The organism is Cryobacterium sp. TS_SC_7 (assembly GCF_056156285.1).
On sequence record NZ_CM149589.1, the window covers coordinates 410,682 to 428,073 of the forward strand.

The following is a 17,392-nucleotide window of genomic DNA, read 5'->3' on the forward strand; positions in this document are numbered from 1 at the left end:
CCCGGTCGTGCCGGAGAACAGGCGGGCACCGGCCTAGCCTGTCCGGATGGAGCCTGACCCGGTTGTCGCGGCGCTCGACCGCCTCGCCCCCGGCGCACGGGGGCGCGCACCCGTGCGCATGCGCATCGGGGTGGGCGCCGCCGTGCTGCTGTTGATCCTCGCGCTGGCCGCGGCCGTGGTCGTGTCAGCCGTCGGGCAGCAGTCCGGGCATCGGATCGTGGCGCCGTCCGACTCCGGGGAAGCACAGACAGGCGGTGCGGAGGGCGATGCCGACGCCGGTGGCCCGTCCGATTCCCTGGCGGCTCCGGAGTCCGCTGCGATCATCTTCGTGCACGTGCTCGGCGCCGTGCGGCGCCCGGGACTCTTCGAACTCTCCACCGGGGCCCGGGTGATGGACGCCGTGGCCGCCGCCGGCGGTTTGACCGAGACGGCCGATCCCTCGGGGGCGAACCTGGCCCGCAAACTCACCGACGGGGAACAGCTTTATCTGCCGCAGGTCGGCGAGCTGCCGCCGGGGCCGCCTGCCGGCGCCGGATCTGGCGGCGGTGCCGCCGCCGGCGGTGCCGCCGCCGGCGGTGCCGCGACCCTGGTCAACCTCAACACGGCCACCCTGGCCGACCTCGACACCCTGCCGCGCATCGGCCCGGCCATGGCGCAGCGCATCCTCGACTATCGCGAGGCCAACGGTCCATTCGCATCCGTCGACGACCTTCGGAATGTCACCGGTATCGGGGAGAAGACCTTCGAGGGTCTCAGCACCCTGGTCACGGTGTGAGCGTGCACTCGGCGCCACGGCGGCGACCTGACGCATCGGTGCGGCGAGCGTATCGTGTGCGGCATGACGGATGGCGCCCTGATCGGTCCGGTGACCGCACCCGACCTGCACGTGATGACGTACAACATCCGTCGGCGCTTCCCTCCGCTCCGGCCGCGGAGTCCCGACCGCTGGGGTGACCGGAAGCAGCTCCTGCGACGCCTCCTCGACGCGGAGCAGCCGACCCTCCTCGGCGTGCAGGAGGCGCTGGCCGACCAGGTCGACTTCGTCGCAGACGCCCTTGGATCGCACTATCGGTGGGTCGGCCACGGCCGCAATGCCTCCGGCGGCGATGAGAGCTGCGCGGTGTTCTACGACGCACGCCGGTTGGAACTGACCGATTGGCGGCAACGGGCTCTGTCGAAGACGCCGCACCTCGCCGGCTCCCGATCGTGGGGCAACCTGGCTCAGCGCGTGGTCGTGTCGGCCGAATTCACGGACACCGCAACGGGCGCGCGGCTGCACGCCTTCAACACTCACTTCGACCACCTCTCGTGGCGGTCGAGGCGAGAATCGGCGAACTTCATCCTGGACCTCGTCGACGCCTCCCGGGAGGCCGAGCCGGAGGCCGCGATCGTCGTGACCGGTGACTTCAACGCGGATGCGCGTGCGGCCGTCTACCGCCCGCTACTGGCCGAGGGAGCGCTGCGGGACTCCTGGGAGGCGGCGGAAGAGCGCCTGACACCGCAGTGGGGTACCTTCTCGAACTACCGGCGGAGCCGCGAGGGAGGCAAGCGCATCGACCTCATCCTGGTGGGTGGTGGAGTCGACGTGATGACTACGGGCATCAATGCCGCCCGGTTCGAGGGGCGTGCCGCCTCCGATCACGAACCCGTGCAGGCGGTCCTGCGCTACGCGTCCGTCCGGCCGGAGGTGCGGCCATGATGCGTGCCCTCCTGCGCGCGCCGTCGGGAGTGGCCCAGGTGGTCGCCGACGGGCTGCGGGTATTGGCACTGCTCGGTATCGTCGTTGCCGGCCTCGGCTGGGGCACGATCGCCGGGGTCAGCCTCGCGGTCGTGTCGGTCGGCATGTTCCTTCCCCGTCTTCTGGATGTTCGTCCGAGCGTCGACATAATCTTCGGCGTCGTTGTGCTCCTGGCCGTGTGGAGCAGCGTGCTGCAGATCTACATCTCGACCCGGTGGTGGGACCTCCCCATGCACTTCCTCACCAATGGGCTCTGCGCGGCGCTGTGCTACCTGCTGTTTGTGAGGGTTGGAGTCCTGGCCGACGCCGCCACCCTCCCGCGCCCGACGCTGACGGCCGTCGTGATGACAACCGCCCTGGGATTGGCCCTCGGAGTGCTCTGGGAGATATTCGAATGGTTCGGTCACACCTTCATCGACGAGGAAATCTTCGTCGGTTACGTCGATACGATCGGCGACCTGGTCTGGGGCGGCGCCGGCGCCCTGCTCGCCGGGTTCACCGTGTCGTTCCTGAGGGGGCGGTCCGTCGAGCAGGGCGCCCTGCCCCACTGACCCGCGTTGAGCAACTCCGCCTCCCCACCCTGTCGGATTCCGGACGTGGGCACAGGCTGCGGGAGACCCCGGGACGCGCCGCGCCTGCGCATCTAACCTCCACCCATGGAGTCCATGACCGGGATCGACCTGCGCCTCGTGCTTCCGGCCCTGTCTGCGTGGCTGGCGGCCTGGCTGCTCATCGCGTTCCCGGAATCGGCGCCCGGCAGCCAGGCCGTCCTGTGGGCCGGAGCGGGGTGCCTGGGGCTGGTGACGTGGCGAGCAAGCTTTCACAGACGACGAGGTTCACGTCGAGGCGGCGATTCCCGGTGGTCGGGCCTGGTCGGCCGGCCACCGATGGGGGCACAGGCACAGGCACAGGCACAGGTACAGGCACTGGCAGTGGCTCTGGTCTGTTGTGCGGCCGCCGCCCTCGTGGCGTCGACCGTCACGGTCGCGGGCGCCAATCGCCTGCCGCCGACCGTGCGCGAGAGCGCCGCCAGTCAGGAGGCTCTGACGGTGATTCTCACCGTGTCGTCAATCCCCGTGCAGACGCAGTCGTTCGGCGCTTCATCCTTCGGACCGGCAGGTTTCGGCTCCGCTGAGTCACCGCGGGTACGCTTCCGGGGCACCGTGACCGGCATCGAGCCGGCCGGGGCCGAGAGGCAGGCTGGTGCGGGCACGCTGTCTGTTCCGGTCGTTGTATTCGCGGAGGCTGCGCATGGCGAGGCCGCGACCCTGCAGATCGGCAGCGTCGTGCGGGTGGACGCCACCCTCCGGCTCACGGCGGCCGGGGACGCGGCATCCGCGCTCGTGTTCGGCAGGGGACCACCCGAACTCGTCGCGCAACCGCCCTGGTGGCTCGGCTGGGCCGGTGGGCTCCGCTCGGGCTTCACCGCCGCCGCCACGGCGTTGCCGGGTGACGGCGGCGATCTGCTGCCCGGACTGGCAATCGGCGACACGAGCGCCGTGGGCGCGGACCTCGACACGGCGATGAAGACGAGTTCGCTCAGTCATCTCACGGCCGTCTCCGGCGCGAACTGCGCCGTCGTGATCGCGGGTGTCATGCTGCTGACCGGATTTCTGGGACTGCGCCGTGGCATCCGGATCGGGTTGTCGCTGCTCACCCTGCTCGGGTTCGTCGTACTCGTGACGCCCGAACCCAGCGTGTTGCGCGCCGCTCTGATGGCCACGATCCTGCTGCTCGGGATCGCGTCAGGACGGCCGGGCCGCGGCGTTCCGCTGCTCGCCCTGGTCGTGATCCTGCTGCTGGCGGCCGATCCGTGGCTGGCCCGCAGCTACGGGTTCGCCCTCTCGGTGCTGGCCACGGCCGGCCTGCTCGTGCTGGCCGCGCCGCTGACCCGGTTACTGAGCCGCTGGCTGCCGATCTGGCTCTCCGCGGTGATCGCCATCCCGCTGGCGGCGCAGCTGGCCTGCCAGCCGGTGCTCGTACTCCTCAGCCCCACCCTGCCGCTCTACGGGGTGCCCGCGAACCTTCTGGCCGGTCCCGCGGCTCCGGCTGCCACCGTCGTCGGTCTGATCGCGTGCCTGCTGCTGCCCTGGCTGCCCACCGTCGCCGGGGGAGTCCTCTACCTGGCCTGGCTTCCCGCCGCCTGGATTGCGGCCATCGCCCGCACGAGCGCGGAGTTGCCCGGCAGCCGACTGCCCTGGCTGGGTGGGGTGCTCGGCGTGCTCGTGACGACGCTGCTGACCGTCGCCGTGGTGGGGCTCGTGCTGCGCGGGCGCACGGATGACCGCACGCACGGTGGCACGCAGGGCCCTGCGCTCTGGCCGATGGCGGCGATCACCGTTCTGGTGTTCGCCACCGGCAGCTACGCCGGCACCCTGCTCGGCTCGGGTGTGGGCCGGGCGGTGGCCTTCCCGGAGGACTGGCAGATCGCCGCCTGCGACATCGGGCAGGGCGACGCGGTCGTGGTGCGCGACCGCGACCGTTACGCGCTCGTCGACGTGGGACCGGACCCGGCCCTCCTCGCAGCGTGCCTGGACACGCTCGGCATCGAGCGGATCGACCTTCTCGTTCTGACCCACTACGACCTGGACCACATCGGCGGGGCCGCGGCGGTGATCGGCCGGGTCGACCGGGCGTTGGTCGGTATCCCGGAGAACGCCGACGATGAGCGCCTGCACGTGGCCCTCCTCGAGGGCGGGGCCGAGATCCGGGAGGCCGCTCGCGGGGACACCGGCACCCTCGGCGGCCTGCGCTGGGAGATCCTCTGGCCGGTGCGCGGGGCACCGTCGATGCAGACCGGCAACGACGGCAGCGTGACGATCGGCTTCGACGGGAAGGGCATCCGTTCCCTGTTCCTGGGTGACCTCGGTGCGGAATCCCAGGATGCGCTCCGACGGGTGTCAGGGCCCGGTTCGGTGGACGTCGTCAAGGTTGCCCATCACGGCTCCGGCGACCAGAGTCCCGAGCTCTACGCCGACCTGAGGGCCACGGTGGGGTTGATCTCGGTCGGGCGCGAGAACGGCTACGGACATCCCACCGACGAGATCCTCGCCACCCTCGAGGCGGCCGGCACGCAGGCTGTGCGCACCGACCGGCAGGGGATGCTGGTGGTCGCGCCGGCCCCGCAGGGCGGCGGAACGCTGACGATCTGGAACGAGCGGGTCGAGGGCGGGGAGAAGGGAGGGGAGAAGAACGGGGCGGTCGCCGGCCCCGGCTAGTCTTAAGCAATTCCGCACAGCCCTAACCGAAGGATTCCCGAGTGGCCGCACGAACCGCCTCATCCGGCCGGGCCGCACCCCGCAGCGCCTCGAAAGCGGTCGCCATTCCGCAGTTGGCCTGGCACCAGGTTCGTCCGGCGCCGATCGTCCTGGTGTCCGGAACCGAGGTCTTCCTGGCCGAGCGTGCCATCCGGCAGTTACGCGATTTCCTCAAGCTCGAAGATCCCAGTCTGGAAATCAGTGATGTGCAGGCCGACAGTTATGCGCCCGGAGAGTTGCTCACCATGGCCAGTCCGTCCCTCTTCGGCGAGCCGCGCCTGATCCGCGTCAGTTCGGTGGAGAAGTGCAGTGATACCTTCCTCGCGGAGTGTCTGGACTACCTGCAGAACCCGGCCGAGGACACCTACGTGGTGCTCCGGCACGGCGGTGGGGTGCGCGGTAAGAAGCTGCTCGACACGATCCGTTCCGGCGTCGGCGGCGCCGTCGAGGTCGTCTGTGCGGAACTGAAGAAGGACACCGACCGGCACGACTTCGCCTCCGCCGAGTTCAAGACGGCCGGCAAGCGGGTCACGCCCAGTGCGCTGCGGTCTCTGGTCGCCGCGTTCTCCGGCGATCTGGCCGAACTCTCCGCGGCGTGCCAGCAGCTCATCGCCGACGTCGGCGCCGAGGTGACCGAGACGACCGTGGACCGCTACTACGGCGGTCGGGTCGAAGCGAACGCGTTCAAGGTGGCGGACGCGGCGATCGCCGGGCATCAGGGCGAGGCGCTCGTCATCCTGCGGCATGCGCTGTCCTCCGGCGCCGACCCGGTCCCGGTGGTGGCGGCGTTCGCCATGAAGATCCGCACCATGGCCAAGCTGTGCGGTGTGCGCGGCGGTTCGGCCCAGCTGGCGTCCCAGTTCGGTCTCGCCCCGTGGCAGGTCGAGCGGGCTCAGCGTGACCTGCGCAACTGGACCGACGAGGGTCTGGCTCGCTGTGTCGTGGCACTGGCCGAAACGGATGCCGCCGTGAAGGGTGCCGAGCGCGACCCCGTTTTCGCGCTCGAGCGGCTCATCGGCGTGATCGCCCGTCGCGGCGAGAGCTGACCCGGCGCCTATCCGCATCCGTTGCGGCCCGGCACGCCTGCGGGCACCATCGAGACATGACCAAATACCTGATCTCCTTCCCGAGCGGCGCCATGGTGCTCACCGACGATGAGTTCCCGATCGTCGTCGCTGAGTCCCACGCGGTGATCGAGGAGGCCAAGGCTGCTGGTGTCTATGTGTTCGGCGGCGGGATAGACGAGGGAATCGATCCTGTGCTGGTCTCCGCCGACGGGACAGTGAGCAGGAATCTCTATCCGGGGAGCGACCTCACGGGTGGGTTCACCGTGTTGGAGCTACCCACGCGGGAGGCCGCGGTCGAGTGGGCGAGGAAGATCGCGCAGGCGTGCCGGTGCTCGCAGGAGCTCCGCGAGTTCGGGTTTGACCCGGCGAGCTAGAAACACGGCCCGGACGCACGAAAGCCCCCACCGAAACGGAGGGGGCTTGCGCGTGTACGCGGGTCAGGGCCGGTGAATGGTCCTGAGCCAGGTCAGGCGGTGACTAGACGAGGGCGTTGACCGACTTGGCGATCGCGGACTTCTTGTTCGCGGCCTGGTTCTGGTGGATGACGCCCTTGCTGACGGCCTTGTCGAGCTTCTTCGAAGCAACGGCGAGGCTGGCAACAGCCTTGTCCTTGTCGCCCGAGGCGATCGCGAGGCGCGTCGCACGCACAGCGCGCTTGAACTCGCTCTTGACCGACTTGTTGCGCTCCTGGGCCTTCTTGTTGGTGCCGATACGCTTGATCTGCGACTTGATATTTGCCACGTTTATACGCTTTCGTTAGGTTCTTGTTCGGATGGGCCGCGTGGCGGTAGAGGGCGCCGTACGGCAATAATCGTGTGGGGTGGGACCCAACACGCAAGCCAACAGGAAACGATACCAGTTATTCGCTCAGGTCGACAATCGGTCCGGGGCGGTCGGCGGTGACGTGATCCAGGATGCCGGTCAGCACCACGGCAAACCTCTCCGGTTGAGCCAGGCTGACCAGGTGCGACGCCCGGGGGACAATCACGAGGTGGCCGTTCCGGCAGGCGGCGAGGAAACGCCGCTCGTGCAGCCGGAACTGGTCGAACGATCCGTTGACCAGCCACACCGGGCCCGGGTATCGAGCCAGGCTGTCGAGCGGGCGGAGGGTGCCGGTGGCGCCGAGGGCGGCATCCATCACCTGCAGGGGAACGCCACCGGCCAGCGTGTCGGCGGCCCCCTCTGCCGGCAGGAGCAGTCGCACGAGGGTGGTGTGGAGCCACAACCCGTGGTCGGGAAATCGGCGGATCAGCCGGGCCAGGCGACGATAGGCGTCGAGCGGCCAGCCGGCCGGTCGCGCACAGCTGCCGGCGGCGACGAGCCCGGCCACCTTCTGCGGGTGGCGGGCGGCGTACTCGATGGCGTAGTAGCCGCCGAGGGAGAGCCCGACCAGCAGCACCCGGCCACCGAGGGCGTCGACGCCCTCATCGACGGCGGCCAGGGCGCCGGCCACGGTGAACGGTTCGTTCATGCGCGAGCCGTGTCCCGGCAGATCGATCGCGAGTGCCGGACGCCCGGCCTCGCCCACCAGGGCGAGCTGTCGCCGCCACATGGTGCCCGACGTGCGGATCCCGTGCACGAAGAGAACCGGGATGGGGCGTGACATTCGTTCCTCCTCGGCGAGCGGCGGCTCTAGAGAGTGACGGCGATGCCGATGATAGACACGAGCGGGTTACCGCACCAGATCAGCAGCGACAGCACACGGTTCGCGCAGATCAGCCGCCACGCTTCGACCAGGCCTCTGCACCGCTTAGAACGGCGGCGGTTCCTCGAGGGGAGGCCCGGTAGGGAGCAGGTTCGCCGGTTCGGTGATGAAGTCCCGCCCAGTTGGTGAGGTCCAGGTGAGAATGCCGCCGGGCGTTTGGGCGACCGACCACCGGGTCTCGGATTTGAGGGCGTGATTGGCCGTGCAGAGGTGTGCAAGATTGTCGACGGCCGTTTGGCCGAGAAGATGCCAGTCGTGGGTGTGGTCGAGGTCGGCCCCGTGCGCCGACCTATTGCACCCGACGAAACGGCAGGTCTCGTCTCGGAGCCGCAGGAACCGGCGCATCCGTTTGGGGACCTTGTATCTGTCTCGTCCCACGGAGAGCACTACGCCGGTCTCCGGGTGGGTCAGAATCCGGGTGAAGCTCGGTGCCCGCGACGCCAGGTCCCGGGCCGTCTCGGGAGAAATCGGCCCGTAGCCCTCGAGGTAGCCCGGTTCCTCGTTGTGGCCGAGGAGCGTCATCACCGAAACAGTGACCTGAACGGTGGCCCGCACCCCCTGGCCGACTCCGGTGGGCGTGACCCCGTCGATGAGCAGATCGCTGAGAACGTCGGTGCGCAGCTGGGTGAGTGTGCGCTGGTTCTCCCGGCACTGCTGTTTCTCCAGGCCCTGCAGGCTGGCCGCGAGGTCATTCGCACGGGTGAAGATCGAGCGCACCATTTCGGCTCCGGTCGTCAGGTGCAGGGTCGCCATGCCGTCGGGTTCGGCCTGTACCCATGAGGTTCGGTCGAGGATGGACCGGGCTCGCCGTTTCGTGATGGTCTCGGGGTGCAGACGTTCTCTCAGCACCCGCGCCTTTTGCTTGAGCTTGGCCACGGTGAGATTCTGCGCAGCGGGCAGCAGGGCCGCTTCGAAGTCGGGCAGGCCCTCCGCGGGGATCGACCAGGCCTGCCCGACGAGGACCTGCGCGTGCCGGTAGCTGATCAGGCCCTCCTGCAAGGCTTCGCGCGTTGCCGGCAGCTCCTCGGCCAGGGCGCGGCTCTCGGCCAGCAGATTCAGGGCCGTAGGCTCCGGCAGGCGCAGGGTGGCGGCGAGTTCGCTGGAGAGCTCGCGGCTCGCGATCTCATCGCGGTCCCACCGGGAGCGGGGGCTGAGCGGAATCTCCCCGGCGTGAGCCTCGCTGAACCGGCGGGCCTCGTCGATGGCCGCCGACCGCATGGCGAAGGCCCGTGCGATCACCCGGTCGGCCGCCGCAACGGCGTCGAAAAGGAGTCCGAGCTGCTCCTGGGTGGTGCCAACCGAAGTGGACATAGCAAAAGGTTACGGGCGACCATCGACATTCCCTCCGACTGCTTCGACGGGCCCGGCCGCGCGCGGCGAAACCGGGACCCAGCCAGCTATGGGAGAATTGCCGGACCATGTCACCGAGACCCCTCACGTCGCTTGAACCGGCCGCCACCCCGCCCGAGTTCATCCGCAACTTCTGCATCATTGCCCACATCGACCACGGCAAGTCCACGCTGGCCGACCGGATGCTGCAGATCACCGGCATCGTGGACGACCGTTCGATGCGCGCGCAGTACCTCGACCGGATGGATATCGAGCGCGAGCGCGGCATCACGATCAAGAGCCAGGCCGTGCGCATGCCGTGGGAACTCGACGGCCAGACCTACGCCCTGAACATGATCGACACCCCCGGGCACGTGGACTTCACCTACGAGGTGTCCCGTAGCCTGGCCGCGTGCGAGGGAGCCATCCTCCTCGTCGACGCCGCCCAGGGGATCGAGGCGCAGACCCTCGCCAACCTCTACCTGGCGCTGGAGAACGACCTCACCATAATTCCGGTGCTGAACAAGATCGACCTCCCGGCCGCTGACCCCGACAAGTACGCGAAGGAGCTCGCCAGCTTGATCGGCGGCAGCCCCGACGACGTGCTCCGGGTCTCCGGCAAGACCGGTGTCGGCGTCGCCGAACTGCTCGACCGGGCCACCAGCCTCATCCCGGCCCCGGTCGGCGACCCGGCCGCCCCCGCCCGGGCGATGATTTTCGACTCGGTCTACGACAGCTACCGCGGCGTCGTCACCTATGTGCGCATGATCGACGGCAAGCTGAACCCGCGCGAGAAGATCCAGATGATGTCGACGCGGGCCACGCACGAGATCCTCGAGATCGGCGTCACGTCTCCCGAACCCACGCCCAGCAAGGGCCTCGGCGTCGGCGAGGTCGGCTACCTGATCACGGGCGTGAAGGATGTGCGCCAGTCCAAGGTCGGTGACACCGTCACCACCGCGCTTCGCCCCGCGACCGTCGCCCTGCCCGGCTACACCGAGCCCAAGCCCATGGTCTTCTCGGGTCTCTATCCGATCGACGGCAGCGACTACCCGGCCCTCCGTGAGGCCCTGGACAAGCTCAAGCTTTCCGACGCGTCCCTCGTCTACGAGCCCGAGACATCCGTCGCCCTCGGATTCGGTTTCCGCTGCGGTTTCCTCGGCCTGCTGCACCTGGAGATCATCACCGAGCGTCTCGACCGCGAATTCGGCCTCGACCTGATCACCACCGCGCCCAGCGTGATCTACGAGGTCACCACCGACGACAAGAAGTCCGTCACGGTGACCAACCCGAGCGAGTTCCCCAACGGCAAGATCGCCAAGGTCGAGGAACCGATCGTGAAGGCGGCCATCCTCGCGCCGAAGGACTACGTCGGCGTGATCATGGAACTCTGCCAGAGCCGCCGCGGCACCCTGCTCGGCATGGACTACCTGGGTGAGGACCGGGTCGAGATCCGCTACACGATGCCGCTCGGCGAGATCGTGTTCGACTTCTTCGACAACCTGAAGAGCCGCACGGCGGGTTACGGCTCGCTCGACTACGAGCCCATCGGCTCGCAGGAGGCCGACCTGGTCAAGGTCGACATCCTGCTGCAGGGCGAGCAGGTCGACGCGTTCAGCGCGATCGTGCACCGCGACAAGGCCTACGACTATGGCGTGCTGATGACCGGGCGCCTGCGCAAGCTCATCCCCAGGCAACAGTTCGATGTGCCCATCCAGGCCGCGATCGGTGCCCGCATCATCGCGCGCGAGTCGATCAGCGCCATCCGTAAAGACGTTCTCGCCAAGTGCTACGGCGGCGACATCTCCCGCAAGCGCAAACTGCTGGAGAAGCAGAAAGAGGGCAAGAAGCGCATGAAGATGGTCGGCCGGGTCGAGGTACCCCAGGAAGCGTTCATCGCAGCACTGTCCGGCGACGAGCCCCCGAAGAAGAAGTAGACGGATGCGTCGCTCCACCTTCACGGATACCGCCGTCACCTACGCGTCGATCGGTGGCACCCTCGCCCCCGACCTGCTCCGCTACCCACCCAAGGGCTACCGGCCCATCGAACGCACCGTGCGCCTCGGCAGCGGTGAGGAACGCTTCCAGCTTGCCTCCAAGTCACTGATGACGTGGGGTGTGCAGCGCGGCAGCGGTATGACCGTCACCGATCTTCTGGACGGCACCGGCCAGCAGTACACGGGGCTCGTCTTCGACGCCGACGGTCAGGCAGTCCGTGACCAGAAGTCGGCCCCGGACGAGGCCATCTTCGCCGAGGACGGCACGCCCTACATTGTGAACGGCATGTCCGCCCACCTCACCACCAAGTTCGGACCCTTCACGATCGACGCCCCCGTGCGCGTGGTCTACGTGGTCGACGAGCCCGACCGCGTCGGCTTCGCCTACGGCACCATGGCCGGGCATCCCGCCAGCGGCGAGGAAGCCTTCGTCGTCGACAAGCGCGACGACGACTCGGTGTGGCTCACCGTCCGCGCGTTCTCCCGGCCCAGCACCTGGCTCTACCGCCTCGGCTGGCCGCTCGTGCGCCGGCAGCAGTCCAAGATCACCGCCCGCTACCTGCGCGCCCTGCACCCGATTGGCGCGGTCTAGCCGGATGGGCAGTGCCCTTCCCCTCGGCGACCCCGCGCCCCGCGACGGTCTGCTGCCGGCATCGGCCGCCGTCGGAGCCGCCGAACGCGACTTCGGCGTCTACCTGCACGTGCCGTTCTGCCGCGTGCGCTGCGGGTACTGCGACTTCAACACCTACACCGCCACCGAGTTGCGCGGCGCCTCCCAGCACGACTACGCCGGTCAGGCGATCAGCGAGGTGGAGGGTGCCGGCCGCATCCTGGAGCAGTCAGGCGTGCCCGCACGCCCGGCGGCGACCGTCTTCTTCGGCGGCGGCACCCCCACGCTGCTCCCGGCCGACGACCTGGTGCGCATGCTGCACGCCGTGCGCTCCACCTGGGGGATCGCGCCCGGTGCCGAGGTGACCACCGAGGCGAACCCCGACTCCGTCGACGCCGCCTACCTCGGCCGCCTCGCCGAATCCGGCTTCACCCGGGTGTCCTTCGGCATGCAGTCCGCCGTACCGAGCGTCCTGGCCACCCTCGAGCGCACCCACGACCCCGAGCGGGTCCCGCTGGTCGTGCAGTGGGCCCGCCAGGCCGGCCTCGACGTGTCCCTCGACCTGATCTACGGCACACCGGGGGAAACCCTGCTCGACTGGCGCACCAGCCTCGAGCACGCCATCCGCCAGGCTCCCACGCACATCAGCGCCTATTCCCTCATCGTCGAGGAGGGCACCAAGCTGGCCCGCCAGATCAAGCGCGGCGAGTTGGCGCCCGTCGACGACGACGTGCAGGCCGAGTTCTACGAGCTGGCCGACGACCTGTTGTCTCAGGCCGGCTACGGCTGGTACGAGGTCAGCAATTGGGCGACGGATGACGCGCACCGCTCCCGGCACAACCTCGCCTACTGGCGCAGCCAGGACTGGTGGGGCGTGGGCCCCGGGGCGCACAGCCACATCGGTGGAGTGCGCTGGTGGAACGTCAAGCATCCGTCGGCCTACGGCGACCGGATCCGCGCGGGCGACTCACCGGCCGCCGGCCGGGAGACCCTTGATGCCGCCACCCAGGAGGTGGAGCGGGTGCTGCTGCTCACCCGCATCCGCGAGGGCATCCGCATCGACTCGCTGAGTCCGCTCGGGCGCCGTGAGGTGGCCGGGCTGATCGCCGACGAGCTCATCGACGCGAGGGCAGCCCTCTCCGGTTCGGTCGAACTGACCCGAAGAGGACGCCTTCTGGCGGATGCTGTCGTGCGGCGCCTGCTCGCCGACTGATCGCGGTCGAGCCGCCGCGGTGGTCGAGCCGCCCCGGTGGTCGAGCCGCCGCGGTGGTCGAGCCGCCCCGGTGGTCGAGCTTGTCGAGACCCCTAGTTCACGAACTTGATCGACAGCGGATACGTGTAGTACTCACCCCGGTTTGCGGCCAGAGCGGCCATGATGCTGAACACGATCGCCAGTACCGAAGCAGCCGCCAGGATCAGGAAGCCGACGAAGACGATGACCAGGACCCCGCCGACCACGTAGGCGATCAACAGGGTGAGCTGGAAGTTCAGGGCGGTTGCGGCGTGCGCGCGGATGAACGGGCCACGGTCCTTGAACACGACGTACCCGATCAGGGCCGGCAGGAACGAGAAGACAATCCCGCCGATGTGGATCAACGTGGCCCACAGCTTCTCATCCGACGGGTTCAGCGGGGCCGGCGCGGAATACGGAGTGGCCGGGGGTGGGGTGGAATTGGACATCGGAGCTCCTTCTGAGTGAAAAGTGTTGAGTGCCGGGGTTAGCTGACGAGGCGCAGCGCGAACGGGTACCGGTAGTGGTTCCCGTCCTTGGCCTGGAGGTAGCCGAGCACCGAGAAGACCACGCCGACGATGTACAGCACCCAGCCGAGACCGCCGAGTACGCTGCCGATGCCGAAGGTGAGAAAGCCGATGATCGTCGACACGATGCTGATGCCGACGTAGCCGATCAGAAGCGTGATCTGGAAATTGAGTGCCTCTTTGGCCTCGACGCTGGTCAGAGGTCCGCGATCTTTGAACACCAGGTACAGCACGAGCGCGGGCGCGAACATAAGGATGCCGCCGAGATGGGCCAGAGACGCCCACTGGCGATCCTCGGCCTGCGACAGGGGAGCCGACGGCCCCGGGGCCGCGGGCTGATACGGCGGCTGCGGCGGTCGTTGACCCTGATTCGGATCGTCGGATCCGGGACCGGTGAAATTGCTCATGATCGTGCCTTTCAGTGCACAGGGGGAGGGGTGCTACACACCTAAGCTACTGCTCCAAAACAGCGGCGAGCAATGGGGAACCTCAGCCGGTCGCGGTATGATTGGCAGTCACATACTTCGAGTGCCAACCGGTGACGCACTCACGACGCACGGAGGAGGCGAGAGTCATGGTGTCCGACCGCAGTCTCGAAGTCCTTCGTGTGATCGTCCAGGACTACGTCGCCTCCCGCGAACCCGTCGGGTCCAAGTCCATCGTCGACCGGCATTCCTTCGGTGTCTCAGCGGCCACCATCCGCAACGACATGGCGCTGCTCGAAGAGGAAGAACTCATCGCGGCCCCGCACACCTCGTCGGGCCGGATCCCGACCGACAAGGGCTATCGTCTCTTCGTCGATCACCTCGCCGATCTCCGACCGCTATCCGCAGCCCAACGCCAGGCGATCGAAACCTTCCTCGGCCAGTCGGCCGACCTCGACGAGGTTCTGGCCCGCAGCGTACGGCTGCTCTCCCAGCTCACCCACCAGGTCGCTCTCGTGCAGTACCCGTCGCTGTCCCGCGCCAAGGTGCGTCACATCGAACTGGTGCCCCTGTCCGAAACGCGCCTCCTCTCCGTTCTGATCACGGATGCCGGACGGGTCGAGCAACGCGTCGTCGACCTGCCCCGCCCGCTCGCTGAACCCGTTCTGGTCGAACTGCGGTCCCGGCTCAATTCGGCCCTCGTCGGCCTCGCCATGTCCGAGGCCGCCAGCGCCCTGACCGGCACCTCCGGCACCGGCCCGTTCGAGCAGCAGGAGACCGTCGACCTGATCACGGGAACCCTTCGCGACCAGGTCGGCGCGAACCGGCAGGACCGCCTCGTGATGGCCGGGGCCGCCAACCTCGTGCGCACCGAGGAAGACTTCACCGGCAGCATTTTCCCGGTGCTCGAGGCCATCGAAGAACAGGTCGTGCTCCTGCGCCTGTTCGGTGAGATGGCTTCCGACCAGCACGGCGTCTCCGTCAGCATCGGCCGGGAGAATGCCCCCTTCGGGCTGGCCGAGACCTCCGTGCTCACCAGCGGATACTCCTCCCAGGGAGGCAACCTGGCCCGCCTCGGCGTGCTCGGCCCCACCCGCATGGACTACTCGAACAACATGGCGGCCGTTCGCGCGGTCGCCCGCTACCTTTCACGCCTCCTCGGCGAGAATTGACCAGGACCACCGGCCCCAGCGGCCGTGGAATCACCACGTTTCCAAACACACCTAGGAGAGCCAGCTTTGGCTGACCATTACGAAGTACTCGGCGTTGCACGCGACGCCTCGACCGACGAGATCAAGAAGGCGTACCGCAAGCTCGCCCGGCAGCTCCACCCCGACGTCAACCCGGGGGCGGATGCGTCGGAGCGCTTCAAATCGGTCACGCACGCCTACGACGTGCTGAGCGACGCCAAACAGCGCGACAACTACGACCGCGGCGGCAACGGCCGCTCGGGCGGCGGCGGGGGAGGCGGCTTCGACGGCAACTACGGCAACTTCGGCGACATCTTCGAGACCTTCTTCGGCGGCGGAGGATCCACCCGTGGTCCCCGGTCCCGCCGCGAACGCGGCCAGGACGCCCTGATCCGGGTCGAACTCGACCTCGATGAGATCATTTTCGGCACGCACCGCGACCTCGAGGTCGATACGGCCATCGTCTGCAGCACCTGCAGCGGCACCTGCTGCCAGCCCGGCACCGCCCCGGTCACCTGCGACATCTGTCACGGCACCGGCAACATCCAGCGTGCCGTCCGGTCGCTGCTGGGCAACGTGATGACCTCCAGCCCGTGCGGTTCCTGCCGCGGCTACGGCACCATCATCGCCACACCCTGCGTCACCTGCCAGGGCCAGGGCCGCGTGCGCGCACGCCGCACGGTCCCCGTGGACATTCCGGCGGGCGTCGACACCGGCCTGCGACTGCAGATGCCCGGCAGCGGCGAGGCCGGCCCTGCCGGCGGCCCCAACGGCGACCTCTACCTCGAGATGAAGGTGCGCCACCACGACGTCTTCAGCCGTGACGGCGATGACCTGCTCTGCACCCTCGAGGTACCGATGACGGATGCCATCCTGGGCACCACCGCCACCGTCAAGGCTCTCGACGGCGACATCGACGTGGAAATCAAGGCCGGCACGCAGAGCGCCGAGGTCATCACCGTCAAGGACCGCGGAGTCACCCGCCTGCGCGGGAACGGGCGCGGCGATCTCAAGATCGGCGTGCACGTGGCCACGCCTGTGCGTCTCGACCACAAGGAGCGGGAGCTGATCGAGGCCTTCGCGGCCCGGCACAAGGCCCCCGCGCCCGCGCTCAGCGCCTTCCAGCAGGGACTGTTCGCGAAGCTGCGCGATCGGTTCCGCGGCTAGACGTCAATGGCACATTTCTTCATCGATGAAGCGCTCCGCGCCGCCGATTGCGTGGCCGGAGCGCAGGTCGCCATCGGCGGTGCCGAAGCGCGGCATGCGGTCACGGTCAGCCGGGTGCGCCCGGGCGAACACCTGCAGATCGGGAACGGGGCCGGGCTGATGCTCTCCGCCACCGTCGTCGGCGCGGAGCCGACCCAGCTCACCCTGCGGGTGGACACGGTGACCGTGACGGCACTGCTGACCCCGCGCATCAGCCTGGTCCAGGCTCTCGCCAAGGGAGACCGGGACGAGCTGGCCGTGCAGGCCGCCACCGAACTCGGCATCGACGGGGTCATCCCGTGGGCGGCGTCCCGGTCGGTGACCCGCTGGGAGGGTGCCAAAATCCAAAAGGGCCGTGACCGCTGGTCCAGCATCGTGCGCGAGGCCTCCAAACAGTCGATCCGCGCCTGGCTGCCCACCGTCGGCGAACTGGCCAGCACGAAAGCGCTGGCCGCCCTCGCCGGCACGACCCGGATGCTGCTGCTGGAGCCCACGGCGACCGAACGCCTGACCTCGCAGGCTGCTCCCACCGACGACCGGGAGATCCTGCTCGTCGTCGGCCCCGAGGGCGGCATCGCCCCGGCGGAGCTCACGCTGCTCGAACAAGCCGGGGCCACCCGGGTGCGGCTCGGCGACAACGTGCTGCGCACCTCCACCGCCGGCCCGGCCGCCCTGTCCATCCTGAACGCCACGCTCGGCCGCTGGTAACGCGCGCTTAAGATAGAGACATGTCTTCCACCGGAGAACCGTCCATCTTCAGCCGCATCGCCTCGCGCGAGATCCCGGCGACCATCGTCGCCGAAACCGATCGCGTGATCGCCTTCAACGACATCGCCCCGCAGGCCCCCGTGCACGTGGTGATCACACCGAAGACCTCCGAGTACGCCAACGTGGTCGAGCTCGCCGCGGGGGACCCCGGCCTGCTCGCCGAAATCGTCGCCGTGGCCAGTGGCCTTGCCGCCACACTGTCCAACGGCCAGTTCCGCCTGGTTTTCAACACCGGTGAAACCGTCGGCCAGACCGTCTTCCACGTGCACGCCCATCTGCTCGCCCCGCAGGCAGCGGGCGGCACCCTCGAGGAGGGCACGCTTGGCTTCCGCTGAGTCCCAG

General features: G+C 68.7%; 18 protein-coding genes. 13 read left to right on the forward strand and 5 right to left on the reverse strand.

Annotated elements, in window-relative coordinates:
* Nucleotides 1-46: 46 nt before the first annotated feature.
* The 6 genes from AC0J5J_RS01865 to AC0J5J_RS01890 all read left to right on the forward strand — a co-directional run bounded on the left by AC0J5J_RS01865 (nt 47) and on the right by AC0J5J_RS01890 (nt 6,436).
* Nucleotides 47-775: a helix-hairpin-helix domain-containing protein gene (locus AC0J5J_RS01865; RefSeq protein WP_474899212.1), complete on the forward strand. Its 729-nt coding sequence runs from the start codon at nt 47-49 to the stop codon at nt 773-775.
* Nucleotides 776-838: 63 nt separating this feature from the next.
* Complete coding sequence (locus tag AC0J5J_RS01870) at nt 839-1,699, forward strand: endonuclease/exonuclease/phosphatase family protein (protein ID WP_474899214.1); 861 nt, start codon at nt 839-841, stop codon at nt 1,697-1,699.
* Nucleotides 1,696-2,289: a DUF2238 domain-containing protein gene (locus AC0J5J_RS01875; protein ID WP_474899215.1), complete on the forward strand. Its 594-nt coding sequence runs from the start codon at nt 1,696-1,698 to the stop codon at nt 2,287-2,289. The genes AC0J5J_RS01870 and AC0J5J_RS01875 overlap by 4 nt, the downstream gene beginning before the upstream one ends.
* A gap of 105 nt (nt 2,290-2,394) precedes the next feature.
* Nucleotides 2,395-4,956 carry a ComEC/Rec2 family competence protein gene (locus AC0J5J_RS01880; RefSeq protein ID WP_474899217.1) on the forward strand — a complete coding sequence of 854 codons (2,562 nt, stop codon included), beginning with the start codon at nt 2,395-2,397 and terminating at the stop codon, nt 4,954-4,956.
* Nucleotides 4,957-4,997: 41 nt separating this feature from the next.
* Nucleotides 4,998-6,041: a DNA polymerase III subunit delta gene (gene holA / locus AC0J5J_RS01885; RefSeq protein WP_474899218.1), complete on the forward strand. Its 1,044-nt coding sequence runs from the start codon at nt 4,998-5,000 to the stop codon at nt 6,039-6,041.
* 56 nt (nt 6,042-6,097) lie between these two features.
* Complete coding sequence (locus tag AC0J5J_RS01890; protein WP_474899220.1) at nt 6,098-6,436, forward strand: YciI family protein; 339 nt, start codon at nt 6,098-6,100, stop codon at nt 6,434-6,436.
* 103 nt (nt 6,437-6,539) lie between these two features.
* On the opposite strand, the gene rpsT is transcribed toward AC0J5J_RS01890, so the two are convergent.
* The 3 genes from rpsT to AC0J5J_RS01905 form a co-directional block, all read right to left on the reverse strand.
* A complete protein-coding gene (gene rpsT, locus AC0J5J_RS01895) occupies nt 6,540-6,803 on the reverse strand; it encodes a 30S ribosomal protein S20 (RefSeq protein WP_104100003.1) in 264 nt (87 codons plus the stop codon).
* 118 nt (nt 6,804-6,921) lie between these two features.
* Nucleotides 6,922-7,668: an alpha/beta fold hydrolase gene (locus AC0J5J_RS01900; RefSeq protein WP_474899221.1), complete on the reverse strand. Its 747-nt coding sequence runs from the start codon at nt 7,666-7,668 to the stop codon at nt 6,922-6,924.
* Between the two features lie 144 nt (nt 7,669-7,812).
* A complete protein-coding gene (locus tag AC0J5J_RS01905; RefSeq protein WP_474899223.1) occupies nt 7,813-9,078 on the reverse strand; it encodes an HNH endonuclease in 1,266 nt (421 codons plus the stop codon).
* Between the two features lie 107 nt (nt 9,079-9,185).
* Here AC0J5J_RS01905 and lepA point away from each other — a divergent pair, with 107 nt between their 5' ends.
* Genes lepA through hemW form a run of 3 tightly spaced genes read left to right on the forward strand, consistent with a single transcriptional unit; the run spans nt 9,186 to nt 12,916 of the window.
* A complete protein-coding gene (lepA, locus tag AC0J5J_RS01910; RefSeq protein WP_134423159.1) occupies nt 9,186-11,033 on the forward strand; it encodes a translation elongation factor 4 in 1,848 nt (615 codons plus the stop codon).
* A gap of 4 nt (nt 11,034-11,037) precedes the next feature.
* Nucleotides 11,038-11,685 (forward strand): DUF1990 family protein, encoded by a 648-nt coding sequence (locus tag AC0J5J_RS01915; protein ID WP_474899224.1) that lies wholly within the window; start codon nt 11,038-11,040, stop codon nt 11,683-11,685.
* 4 nt (nt 11,686-11,689) lie between these two features.
* A complete protein-coding gene (hemW, locus tag AC0J5J_RS01920) occupies nt 11,690-12,916 on the forward strand; it encodes a radical SAM family heme chaperone HemW (RefSeq protein ID WP_474899226.1) in 1,227 nt (408 codons plus the stop codon).
* A gap of 92 nt (nt 12,917-13,008) precedes the next feature.
* Here hemW and AC0J5J_RS01925 read toward each other — a convergent pair whose 3' ends face one another.
* Nucleotides 13,009-13,383: a DUF4870 domain-containing protein gene (locus tag AC0J5J_RS01925; RefSeq protein ID WP_134423165.1), complete on the reverse strand. Its 375-nt coding sequence runs from the start codon at nt 13,381-13,383 to the stop codon at nt 13,009-13,011.
* A 38-nt stretch (nt 13,384-13,421) separates the two neighbouring features.
* Nucleotides 13,422-13,868: a DUF4870 domain-containing protein gene (locus AC0J5J_RS01930; protein ID WP_474899228.1), complete on the reverse strand. Its 447-nt coding sequence runs from the start codon at nt 13,866-13,868 to the stop codon at nt 13,422-13,424.
* Nucleotides 13,869-14,035: 167 nt separating this feature from the next.
* Here AC0J5J_RS01930 and hrcA point away from each other — a divergent pair, with 167 nt between their 5' ends.
* The 4 genes from hrcA (at nt 14,036) to AC0J5J_RS01950 (ending at nt 17,385) form a co-directional block, all read left to right on the forward strand.
* The gene (hrcA, locus tag AC0J5J_RS01935; protein ID WP_134423169.1) at nt 14,036-15,058 is read left to right on the forward strand and encodes a heat-inducible transcriptional repressor HrcA; all 1,023 of its coding nucleotides are present in this window, start codon (nt 14,036-14,038) and stop codon (nt 15,056-15,058) included.
* A 66-nt stretch (nt 15,059-15,124) separates the two neighbouring features.
* Nucleotides 15,125-16,243, forward strand: coding sequence for a molecular chaperone DnaJ (dnaJ, locus tag AC0J5J_RS01940; RefSeq protein ID WP_134423171.1), 1,119 nt, complete (start codon nt 15,125-15,127; stop codon nt 16,241-16,243).
* 6 nt (nt 16,244-16,249) lie between these two features.
* Entirely contained in the window at nt 16,250-16,990 is a 741-nt protein-coding gene (locus tag AC0J5J_RS01945) for a 16S rRNA (uracil(1498)-N(3))-methyltransferase (RefSeq protein ID WP_474899230.1), read from the forward strand.
* Between the two features lie 20 nt (nt 16,991-17,010).
* A complete protein-coding gene (locus AC0J5J_RS01950) occupies nt 17,011-17,385 on the forward strand; it encodes an HIT domain-containing protein (protein ID WP_134423175.1) in 375 nt (124 codons plus the stop codon).
* The last annotated feature ends 7 nt before the right edge of the window (nt 17,386-17,392 follow it).